10 protein-coding genes are annotated in these 10,328 nt (G+C 39.4%); 3 read left to right on the top strand and 7 right to left on the bottom strand.

All coding sequences use genetic code 11. The features are described from left to right. Nucleotides 1-23 precede the first annotated feature (23 nt). From H5072_RS04480 to H5072_RS04460, 5 genes are all read right to left on the bottom strand, one after another. Nucleotides 24-1,748: a proline--tRNA ligase gene (locus tag H5072_RS04480; protein WP_182692835.1), complete on the bottom strand. Its 1,725-nt coding sequence runs from the start codon at nucleotides 1,746-1,748 to the stop codon at nucleotides 24-26. Between the two features lie 89 nt (nucleotides 1,749-1,837). After that, on the bottom strand, nucleotides 1,838-2,542 hold the full coding sequence (tsaA, locus tag H5072_RS04475) for a tRNA (N6-threonylcarbamoyladenosine(37)-N6)-methyltransferase TrmO (protein ID WP_039487947.1): 705 nt from the start codon (nucleotides 2,540-2,542) through the stop codon (nucleotides 1,838-1,840). Nucleotides 2,543-2,755: 213 nt separating this feature from the next. Then, entirely contained in the window at nucleotides 2,756-3,325 is a 570-nt protein-coding gene (locus H5072_RS04470) for an outer membrane beta-barrel protein (RefSeq protein ID WP_002961225.1), read from the bottom strand. 259 nt (nucleotides 3,326-3,584) lie between these two features. After that, nucleotides 3,585-4,049: an acyl-CoA thioesterase gene (locus H5072_RS04465; protein WP_002961226.1), complete on the bottom strand. Its 465-nt coding sequence runs from the start codon at nucleotides 4,047-4,049 to the stop codon at nucleotides 3,585-3,587. Nucleotides 4,050-4,181: 132 nt separating this feature from the next. Then, nucleotides 4,182-5,828 (bottom strand): electron transfer flavoprotein-ubiquinone oxidoreductase, encoded by a 1,647-nt coding sequence (locus H5072_RS04460; protein ID WP_182692834.1) that lies wholly within the window; start codon nucleotides 5,826-5,828, stop codon nucleotides 4,182-4,184. Nucleotides 5,829-6,049: 221 nt separating this feature from the next. Between H5072_RS04460 and H5072_RS04455 the strand changes: the two genes are divergently transcribed. Together H5072_RS04455 and H5072_RS04450 are read left to right on the top strand one after the other, a co-directional pair. Next, nucleotides 6,050-6,799, top strand: a complete 750-nt coding sequence (locus H5072_RS04455; RefSeq protein WP_182692833.1) for an electron transfer flavoprotein subunit beta/FixA family protein — start codon at nucleotides 6,050-6,052, stop codon at nucleotides 6,797-6,799. Further along, the gene (locus H5072_RS04450; RefSeq protein ID WP_182692832.1) at nucleotides 6,800-7,726 is read left to right on the top strand and encodes an electron transfer flavoprotein subunit alpha/FixB family protein; all 927 of its coding nucleotides are present in this window, start codon (nucleotides 6,800-6,802) and stop codon (nucleotides 7,724-7,726) included. A gap of 139 nt (nucleotides 7,727-7,865) precedes the next feature. Here H5072_RS04450 and asnS read toward each other — a convergent pair whose 3' ends face one another. Further along, on the bottom strand, nucleotides 7,866-9,263 hold the full coding sequence (gene asnS / locus H5072_RS04445) for an asparagine--tRNA ligase (RefSeq protein WP_002961230.1): 1,398 nt from the start codon (nucleotides 9,261-9,263) through the stop codon (nucleotides 7,866-7,868). A gap of 297 nt (nucleotides 9,264-9,560) precedes the next feature. Between asnS and H5072_RS04440 the strand changes: the two genes are divergently transcribed. After that, nucleotides 9,561-9,995: an ATP-binding protein gene (locus tag H5072_RS04440; protein ID WP_002961231.1), complete on the top strand. Its 435-nt coding sequence runs from the start codon at nucleotides 9,561-9,563 to the stop codon at nucleotides 9,993-9,995. A 4-nt stretch (nucleotides 9,996-9,999) separates the two neighbouring features. Here the strand turns inward: H5072_RS04440 and H5072_RS04435 are convergent. Then, the coding region (locus H5072_RS04435; RefSeq protein WP_182692831.1) for a CatB-related O-acetyltransferase at nucleotides 10,000-10,328 on the bottom strand (329 nt) is incomplete at its 5' end.

Raw genomic sequence — 10,328 nt, 5'->3', positions numbered from 1 at the left:
GTCTATTTTGAGCGTGCGTGTTATTAACCTTTAACAGCCGCTTTAATTGCATCAATTGCTGTATCAATATCAATCATTAGCTTTTCACCGGTGCGGCGGTTTTTAAGCTCAACTTTATTCTCGTCAAGGTTACGCTCACCAATTACAAGCGTGTAAGGTACACCAATTAGCTCCATGTCATTAAACATAACACCAGGGCGTTCTTTACGGTCATCAAATAACACATCAAGACCTGCATCTTTTAAACCCTGGTAAAGGTTATTTGCAATATCAGGAATACGATGCGATTTGTGCATGTTCATTGGAACAATCGCTAAATCGAATGGCGCGATTGATTTTGGCCAAATGATACCGTATTGATCGTTGTTTTGTTCAATAGCAGCTGCAACAATACGTGAAACACCAATACCGTAACAACCCATGGTCATGGTTTGGTTTTTACCACCTTCGTTTAATACTCCCGCTTTCATTGCTTCTGAGTATTTAGTGCCAAGTTGGAATATATGACCTACTTCAATACCGCGTTTTATTTGTAAAACGCCTTGGCCACATGGGCTCATATCGCCTTCAACAATATTACGAATATCAGCAACTTCGTAATCAGTTACGTCACGATCCCAGTTAATACCACTGTAATGCTCGTCGTCTTTATTAGCACCGGCAACAAAATCAGCAAGGATATTAGCGGCTCTATCAACAATAATAGGCATAGATAAGCCCACAGGGCCTAATGAACCAGGTTTTGCACCAATAGCAGCAACAATATCTGCCTCTGTTGCCATTTCAAGCGGAGAGTCTACTAATGGGTGCTTTTCAGCTTTTAATTCATTTAAATCATGATCGCCACGAAGTACAAGCGCCACTAAACCACGTGCATCGTTTTCATCAGGTGCACCGTAAACAATTAAGGTTTTAACACCACGATGAGGTTTTACACCGTAATGCTTTTTAAGCTCATTAATTGTTTTAGCGTCAGGAGTAGGGAATGCTTTTAACTCTTTACTTGCTTCTGGGCGTGGATCGTTTGGCGCTAGTGCTTCTGCTTTTTCAATATTAGCTGCGTAATCACTGCCATCACTAAATGCAATGGCATCTTCGCCCGACTCAGCAAGTACATGAAACTCGTGCGATAGGCTACCACCAATAGACCCAGTATCAGCAAGTACAGGGCGGTAATCAAGGCCTAAACGCTCAAAAATGTTACAGTATGCTTTATGCATCGCTTGATAAGTCGCATCTAAACACTCTTCACTTAAGTGAAAAGAGTAGGCATCTTTCATTGTAAATTCACGAGCTCGCATCACACCAAAACGAGGGCGACGTTCGTCGCGTACTTTAGTTTGTACTTGATATAAAGTGACAGGTAACTGCTTGTAGCTGCTTATTTCTTTACGTACGAAATCAGTAATCACTTCTTCGTGTGTTGGACCAAGTGCAAACGTACGGTTATGACGGTCTGTGAAGCGCATAAGCTCAGGACCAAATTCATTCCAACGGCCAGACTCTTCCCACAAATCAGCGGGTTGAATTACAGGCATTAGCATTTCAATAGCACCTGCTTTGTCCATCTCTTCACGTACAATGTTTTCTACTTTACGTAGCACACGTAAACCAGAGGGTAACCAAGTGTATAAACCCGAAGCGACGCGACGGATCATACCGGCTCTAAGCATTAACTGATGCGATACGATTTCAGCATCTGATGGCGTTTCTTTAAGTGTTGCGAGTATATATTGGCTTGTACGCATGTTTTTTCCGAAATAGAGTAATTATGTTCTTTTAATAGAGCTTAAGTTTAACAGCGGATGCTTTTACACTAAAGCGCTAAGTGAGTTATTTAGTTTTTTTCTATGTTTGTTACTACGTTATGCTCGCCATTGACTTGCCAGCGAATATTATAATTGTACAAAGTCATACCATAGCTTTGCTCGCCGTCTTTTTGTTTTTTATAGGCAGGGCGGGGATCTTGTTTTAAAACATTAGCTATAAAATCATGTAAATCTGGGTATTGTGTTTGCGCATTAACGAACTCAATTGCCTGAGGGCTAAATTCAACCGTCATTTGTGTTTCTGGGCGTGTATCTGCAAAGCCAGCACTGGCGTCAAACATTGCATCTGAATAGGGTAAGTACGGTTTAATATCGATAATGGGGGTGCCATCAAGTAAATCAATGCCAGCGAGTAATAAACTAAGTTGTCCGTTTTTATATTCAATACCTTCAAGTTTTACTGCGCTCATACCAATCGCGTTTGGTCTAAATGTAGCGCGGGTAGCAAATACACCTTTTCGCTCATTCCCACCTAAACGAGGTGGGCGAACCATAGCAGAATAACCTTTATCGGCCGTTTCATGAAAACGAAATAACAACCAAATATGAGTAAATTCATCTAAACCACGTACAAACTCTTCGCGATTAAAATCAGGTGCAAAAATAAGTTTTGCCTTGGCTTGTGGCACTAAACGAGGCTGCCTAGGTATAGCAAACTTTTGTTTATAAGGAGATTCAATGTGGCCAATAGCCGAAATGGTATAATCGCTCATAGTACTCGGGTACAAATAAAATAGAGCGCTATTCTACCTGCATTTAGTATTTATGGCATTAGTGTAAGTAAGTTTATTGCTTATAGACCAAGCGGTTTAAAAACACTTATTAGACTGAGTGGTTTATATTTTGTATTAATATATTTAAAAAGGACCTAAAACAAAAAAGGGCAAGCTCATAAGCTTACCCTTCTCATACATGTTAAAGATTAATTAAAACATGTATTGAACTGATACAGACGCTACATCCATGTCTGGATCAATATCGTCATCAAGTTTGTAGCGTTCGTACTCTAAACGAAACTGTACATTTGTTGTAAGTGCGTATTCAATACCCGCACCGTAAAATGCATCACCACCATCTGTAGACGCTGTTACACCACCAACTGGTAAATCTTGTGTGTAATCTGCATCCCACTCAAGCCAACCGCCTTTTGCATATACAGAAAAGCTTTCTGTTATTGGGTAGCCCAAACGTGCGGCAAGCGATACGCCATCAATTTCAGCTTTGCTGTCTATATCACTTACTTCATCAAAGTTTTGATAAGCAAGTTCTAAGCTTAGGTATTCGTTAAATTGAGTACCAATATAGCCTTTAAGCATTTGTGCATCGTCGTCAAAGTCAGTGTCGTTGTCACTGTCTTCAAATTCAAAAGAATATTGACCGTAACCGATACCAGTATAAATACGTGGAGAATCGAAATCAGAAATGTCAGCGTGTGCTGCAGAGTTAAAACCCAGTGTTGCTAGTGCAATAGCTGAAAGAGAAAGTGTTTTAATCATTGAATAGCTCCTTTACAAAAAATAATCAAATGCTTGATTTCATTAATCAAACTTCAATTACTTACTTGCAGCGAGCGTGCCAATATTAAAATGGATTAAAAACACGCCATAATTAGTTATTTTGTATTGGTTTTTACATTGTTTAGCGTGTTTTATAATCAAAGTGAACTTTTGTGTAATCGTGTACTCTAAAATAAGTTGTATGTTTTACAAAGTATAATGAGTTTTTTACATAGCCTTACTCTATTTAAATTACTAATTAGACTTCATGAAGTAAGTTTTCTGTTTCAATTGCTATTTCTTTCATTTTTATAGCGTAATTTTCTAACTTAATGTCTTCATCGGTCACTGCTTTAAACGAAGGCACTTCTATTGGGTAGCCCGTTTCATCCATTGCAATAAAGCTGATAACACAATGGTTTGTTTCAACCATATTTTGCGTTTTTGGATCGCCACACCTAACTTGAATAAATATTTGCATGCTACTTCTACCCGTATGGGCAATTTTAGCTTCTACTTCGACTATTTGACCCACTAAAATAGGGCGTCTAAATTTAACACCCGCAACCGAAACAGTTACGCAGTAATGACCACTCCAACCTGCAGCGCACGCATAACCTGCTTGGTCAATCCACTTCATGACGGCCCCACCATGAACTTTACCACCAAAATTCACATCAGTAGGCTCTGCTAAAAAACGAAAAATAACTTTTGACGACGGCATAAATAACACTCTTATTATTAAAACTACTATTAGCATAACGTAAAAAAGGGGCCGAAGCCCCTGCAATTTAGGATATGTTTATAATTTATATGTAAAAAACGTAGTTATATAGCTATACAGCGCATAATTTAGTTACATATTAGGATAATTTGGCCCACCCGCACCTTCAGGTGTTACCCATGTAATGTTTTGGCTTGGGTCTTTAATATCGCAGGTTTTACAGTGCACACAGTTTTGGGCATTAATAACAAACTCTTTATTTCCTGCAATTTCATGTACTTCGTAAACGCCTGCAGGGCAATAACGTTGTGCGGGTTCATCAAATTTAACTAAATTTACGTTAATAGGAATTGACGCATCTTTAAGCTTTAAATGACACGGCTGTGATTCTTCGTGGTTAGTATTTGATAAAAACACACTTGAGAGTTTATCAAAGCTAAGGTGTCCATCTGGTTTTGGGTATGCAATTTTGTCAGCGGCGCTAGCATCAACAAGGGTAGAGTGATCGGGCGTATTATCTTTAAACGTAAAGGGTAAAGCGCCATTAAAGATGTTTTGATCAAGCGTATTGTACGCACCACCTAAAAATTTACCGAGTTTGTGCATAGCAGGGCCAAAGTTACGAGATTGATATAACTCTTTATATGCCCACGATTGCTCAAACGCAGTTTGATAATGAGTTAAATCGGTATTTGCTAACTCATTTTGCAATGCTTCAAAAATAACCTCAGCGGCAATCATTCCTGATTTCATTGCGGTGTGGTTACCTTTAATTTTTGCAAAATTAAGAGTGCCTGCATCACACCCAACAAGTAAACCACCAGCAAAATGCATTTTTGGTAATGAATGCAAGCCACCTTTAGCAATAGCACGCGCACCGTAAGCAATACGTTCAGCGCCTTCAAGTACGTTTTTAAATACAGGATGGTGCTTCATTCGCTGAAACTCATCAAACGGGCTCAAATGTGGGTTTGAGTAATTTAAATCAACAATTAAACCAACAACAACTTGATTGTTTTCACTGTGATACATAAATGCACCACCATTAGTATCGCCGCTAAGTGGCCAACCTGTACCATGAACTACCTTGCCAAGCTCATGTTTACTTTCATCTATTTGCCAGATTTCTTTAAAGCCTAAACCATAATGCTGCGGCGATGAATCTGCATCAAGTGCAAACTCATTGATTAGTTGTTTACCTAAATGACCTCGGCAACCTTCAGCAAAAATAGTGTATTTTGCACGAAGCTCCATGCCTGGCATGTAACCGTCTTTTTCATTACCATCTTTGTCTACACCCATATCACCAGTAATAATGCCTTTTACTGCTTCATCTTCAATTATTAAAGAGTGTGCGCTAAATCCTGGAAATATCTCTACGCCTAAGCTTTCAGCTTGCTCTGCAAGCCATCGACATACATTGCCCATAGATACAATGTAGTTACCAACATTATGAAATGTTTTTGGTGTAGCAAAGTGGGGAATTGATGTCGCTTTTTGCTCGTTATTAAACCAATAAATTTCATCATTAGTTACTTTGGTTGTAACCGGTGCGCCAAGATCTTGCCAATTAGGTAGTAGTTCATCCAAAGCTTTGGTTTCAAAAACAGCACCAGAGAGTACATGTGCTCCTACTTCAGAACCTTTTTCGACTACGCAAATCATGCACTCTTGTTGTTTTTCTTGTGCTAATTGCGCGAGTTTAATTGCACTTGAAAGCCCAGCAGGGCCTGCACCAACAATTACTACATCAAATTCCATGGTTTCACGTTCGACCATAATAACCTCTTTATCTATGACGGACTTATTTGAATGTTTACTACGCATTTAAATAAGGTGTACAGCCTATTTATAACCTTGCAAATTAAACGTTACAGACTGTGAATAGTTAAAGGTTATTTTAGGTTGACGTTTACGTCAACAGGAAGTAGTCTAATTTCATAAAATAAATAGGTTGACGTGCACGTTACCTTGTAGGTTTAAATAATTATGGAGTTCCTATGAAAGTTCTCGTACCAATAAAAAGAGTGATTGATTACAACGTAAAAGCACGCGTTAAAAGTGATAACAGCGACGTTGATTTAAACAACGTTAAAATGGCAATGAACCCGTTTTGTGAGATTGCTATAGAAGAAGCAATTCGTCTTAAAGAAGCCGGTACCGCCACTGAAGTGGTTGCTGTAACTATTGGTCCAAAAGCATCACAAGAACAATTACGAACAGCATTAGCATTGGGTGCTGACAAAGCTATTCACATCGAAACCGATGAAAAGCTCGAGTCACTTCATACTGCAAAACTACTCGCTAAAATTGTAGAGCAAGAAACGCCTGAACTTGTCATTTTAGGTAAGCAGTCAATTGACTCAGATAATAATCAAACAGGTCAAATGCTTGCTGCATTAACTAATCGCGGGCAGGGTACATTTGCATCAAAAGTTGCTATTGAAAATGGCAAAGTAAACGTAACTCGCGAAGTTGATGGCGGGCTGCAAACGGTAGCACTTAATTTACCGGCGGTTGTTACAACTGATTTACGCTTAAATGAGCCTCGCTATGCATCACTGCCAAATATTATGAAAGCCAAACGTAAGCCGCTTGAAGTAATAGCAGCAGATTCGCTTGGTGTTGATTTAACACCGCGTATGCAATTAATAAGTGTTGAAGAGCCAGCTAAACGCACCGCAGGAATTATTGTAGAAGACGTTGCACAGCTTGTAGAAAAATTAAAAACAGAGGCAAAGGTGATTTAAATGAAAACACTCGTAATTGCAGAGCACGACAACGGTGCCTTAAAACCAGAAACCTCAAAAACTATTAACGCTGCAGTAAAAATGGGCTTTCCTATTGATGTACTAATAGCAGGTAACAACTTAAGCGCAATGAGCTCACAAGTTGCAAGCATTGATGGCATAGCTAATGTTTTAGTTGCCGATAATAGCGTTTATGAACATCAGTTAGCTGAGAACATGAGCGATTTAGTTTTATCACTTAGCGACACCTACAGCCACATTGTTGCAAGTGCAACGACAACAGGCAAAAACTTTATGCCACGTGTTGCCGCGCTATTAGATGTTGCGCAAATTTCTGAAATTATCGCAGTAGTGGACGCCGATACATTTAAACGACCTATTTATGCAGGTAATGCAATCGCCACGGTTAAATCACTCGACAGTAAAAAAGTAATTACCGTACGTGCCAGTAGCTTTGATTTACAAGGTGAGCAATCAGCTGTTGCTATAACAAGCATTGATACAGTATCAGATTCGCAATTAAGCAGCTTTGTAAGTGTTGAGCAAACAGAATCAGAACGCCCTGAGCTTACAGCTGCTAGTGTGGTCATATCGGGTGGTCGCGGTATGCAAAACGGCGAAAACTTTGCATTACTTAATGGTATTGCCGATAAACTAGGTGCAGCTATTGGTGCATCGCGTGCAGCAGTTGATGCAGGCTTTGTACCTAACGACATGCAAGTAGGGCAAACAGGTAAAATTGTAGCGCCTAATTTATACATTGCAGTAGGTATTAGCGGTGCTATTCAGCATTTAGCGGGTATGAAAGACTCAAAAGTAATCGTCGCGATTAATAAAGACCCTGACGCACCTATTTTTCAGGTAGCTGACTACGGTTTAGTGGCAGATTTATTTGAAGTACTGCCACAGTTAGAGAGTGCTTTATAGTCTTTAACTAAACAAACTTATTCTGGTTGAAAGCCGTGGTGCTCTTTGAGTGCTGCGGCTTTTTTATTCGGTAAATTAAAGACACAAAAAAACCAGCCAATTGGCTGGTTTTTAGTATTTATAAACGGCTAACTTAGTATTAGTAAGTTGCGCTGCCTTTAGTACGAGGGAAGGCAATAACGTCACGTACGTTGCCCATACCTGTTACATAAGCAACTAAGCGTTCAAAGCCTAAACCAAAGCCTGAGTGCGGCACGCTACCGTATTTACGTAAATCGCGGTACCAGCTGTAATCTTCTTTGTTTAAGCCCATTTCTTCTAAGCGTGCATCAAGCACATCAAGGCGTTCTTCACGTTGTGAACCGCCAATGATCTCACCAATACCAGGTGCTACAACGTCCATTGCGGCAACGGTTTTACCGTCTTCGTTTTGGCGCATGTAGAATGCTTTAATATCACGTGGGTAGTTTTTAATAACTACCGGTGCTTTAAAGTGCTCTTCAGCTAAGTAACGCTCGTGCTCAGACTGTAAATCTACGCCCCATTCAACAGCGTACTCAAACTTTTTGCCACAGTTTTTAAGGATTTCTACAGCGTCTGTGTAGTCAACTTGTGCAAAGTCTTTATCTACAAATTCTTCTAAACGCGTAATTGCGGTTTTTTCTACACGTTGTGCAAAAAATTCCATATCATCACGGCGCTCTTCAAGTACGGCTTTAAACACATACTTAAGCATGTTTTCAGCAAGTTTTGCTATGTCTTCTAAATCTGCAAACGCTACTTCAGGCTCTACCATCCAAAATTCTGCAAGGTGGCGAGATGTATTTGAATTCTCTGCGCGGAATGTAGGGCCAAATGTATAAATTTTTGACATTGCAGACGCGTAAGTTTCGCCATTTAACTGACCAGATACAGTAAGGAATGCTTCTTTGCCGAAGAAATCTTCGCTGTAATCAACATCGCCTTTGTCTGTAAGTGGTAAGTTTTGCATATCAAGCGTTGATACACGGAACATCTCACCCGCGCCTTCACAGTCACTTGCCGTAATGATTGGCGTGCTGATCCAGTAAAAGCCTTGCTCGTGGTAAAAACGGTGAATAGCTTGTGCTAAACAGTTACGTACACGAGTTACCGCGCCAATCATATTTGTACGAGGGCGAAGGTGAGCGTGCTCACGTAAGTACTCAATGCTGTGGCGCTTTGCCGACATTGGGTATGAATCTGGGTTTTCTACCCAACCTAACACAGTCACTGAGTTAGCTTGAATTTCGTAAGATTGACCTTGGCCAGCAGATTGAACTAAAACACCAGTAACCGACACAGAACAACCGGCTGTTAAGCTAGTAACTTCATCATAATTATTCAGTGAATTAGGAACTACCGCTTGAATAGGATCAAAACACGAACCGTCATGAACGGCTAAAAATGAAATTCCTGCTTTTGAATCGCGGCGAGTACGGATCCAGCCCTTAATTGTTACTTGGCTGTCTACCGCAACATTGCCTTTTAATAGCTCTGAAATCGCTAAATGGCTCATCTTCACTCCAATGATATAAGTTGCCTAACTATTTTATTTTAACTGTGCGCAACACGCGGGCATAAATTGCACATAAACGGCGCTGCACTTGAACCCTGTATCTTACCTAGTAAAGTTAAATAAAAAAACTATTGTGGGCAACTCTTTAAAAGTTTTTATGCATGCGGTTTATTTTTAAACAGTTTTTAGAGTTTAATTGCCACTATTATGATTTGTTGCTCTGAAATTTAATGATTTTGTGGCATTATTAAAGTCCAAACTAAATTAATATTTATTCACCCTTAAAAAATCGATGCTATGAAACAAGTTTTTATTTTACGAGGACTACCAGGAAGTGGTAAGTCTTACTACGCGCAAAGCCTTGCTGACGAATTAGGTGGAGCCGACGAAAGTCAGTATCTAATTTGCTCAACTGATGATTACTTTAATAATGAGCAGGGCGAATATCATTTCGATAAATTTAAGTTACCACAATTTCATAATTTAAATTTGGCGCGCTTTATAAATGCACTTGCTCAAGGCATTCCATTGGTTATTGTAGATAACACCAATATTAAAAAGTGGGAATTTATAGCTTACTCTCAAGCTGCCGTTGCTTTAGGTTATCAAGTAAAAGAAGTGATAGTGGGTGAAGTAAAAGACAAAGCTATGCAGCACCTATACGCTAAACGAAACTCACATAATGTGCCGCTAAAAACAATAAGTAAAATGGCATACATGTTTGAGTGGTAATCACTTAGAGATTAGATAAGGCTTTTATATCGCATTGTGTAATGGCATCTAAATGAGCAGTGATTTTTTCATTGCTCCAATCCCACCAAGCTATATCTAGCAGCGTATTAATTGTTTTATCGTCAAATCTGGTTTTTATCACTTTAGCGGGATTTCCACCTACAACGCTATAAGCAGGTACATCGCAGGTAACAACTGATTTACTGGCAATAATAGCGCCGCTGCCAATTTTTACCCCGGGCATAATTGTAGCGTTATAACCAATCCAAACATCATGACCAATTTCTGTATTGCCTTTAAAGGGTAAATCATTTGATTTTGGTACAAATTTTT

This window comes from Pseudoalteromonas sp. SR45-5, assembly GCF_014163565.1.
Taxonomy (GTDB): Bacteria; Pseudomonadota; Gammaproteobacteria; order Enterobacterales; family Alteromonadaceae; genus Pseudoalteromonas; species Pseudoalteromonas distincta.
This window is presented reverse-complemented; position numbering and strand designations above follow the sequence as displayed.

Excerpts from the sequence above, each read along its gene's own strand:
- H5072_RS04480 (WP_182692835.1), bottom strand. The coding sequence starts at position 1,748 with ATGCGTACAAGCCAATATATACTCGCAACACTTAAAGAAACGCCATCA.
- tsaA (WP_039487947.1), bottom strand. The coding sequence starts at position 2,542 with ATGAGCGATTATACCATTTCGGCTATTGGCCACATTGAATCTCCTTAT.
- H5072_RS04470 (WP_002961225.1), bottom strand. The coding sequence starts at position 3,325 with ATGATTAAAACACTTTCTCTTTCAGCTATTGCACTAGCAACACTGGGT.
- H5072_RS04465 (WP_002961226.1), bottom strand. The coding sequence starts at position 4,049 with ATGCCGTCGTCAAAAGTTATTTTTCGTTTTTTAGCAGAGCCTACTGAT.
- H5072_RS04460 (WP_182692834.1), bottom strand. The coding sequence starts at position 5,828 with ATGGTCGAACGTGAAACCATGGAATTTGATGTAGTAATTGTTGGTGCA.
- H5072_RS04455 (WP_182692833.1), top strand. The coding sequence starts at position 6,050 with ATGAAAGTTCTCGTACCAATAAAAAGAGTGATTGATTACAACGTAAAA.
- H5072_RS04450 (WP_182692832.1), top strand. The coding sequence starts at position 6,800 with ATGAAAACACTCGTAATTGCAGAGCACGACAACGGTGCCTTAAAACCA.
- asnS (WP_002961230.1), bottom strand. The coding sequence starts at position 9,263 with ATGAGCCATTTAGCGATTTCAGAGCTATTAAAAGGCAATGTTGCGGTA.
- H5072_RS04440 (WP_002961231.1), top strand. The coding sequence starts at position 9,561 with ATGAAACAAGTTTTTATTTTACGAGGACTACCAGGAAGTGGTAAGTCT.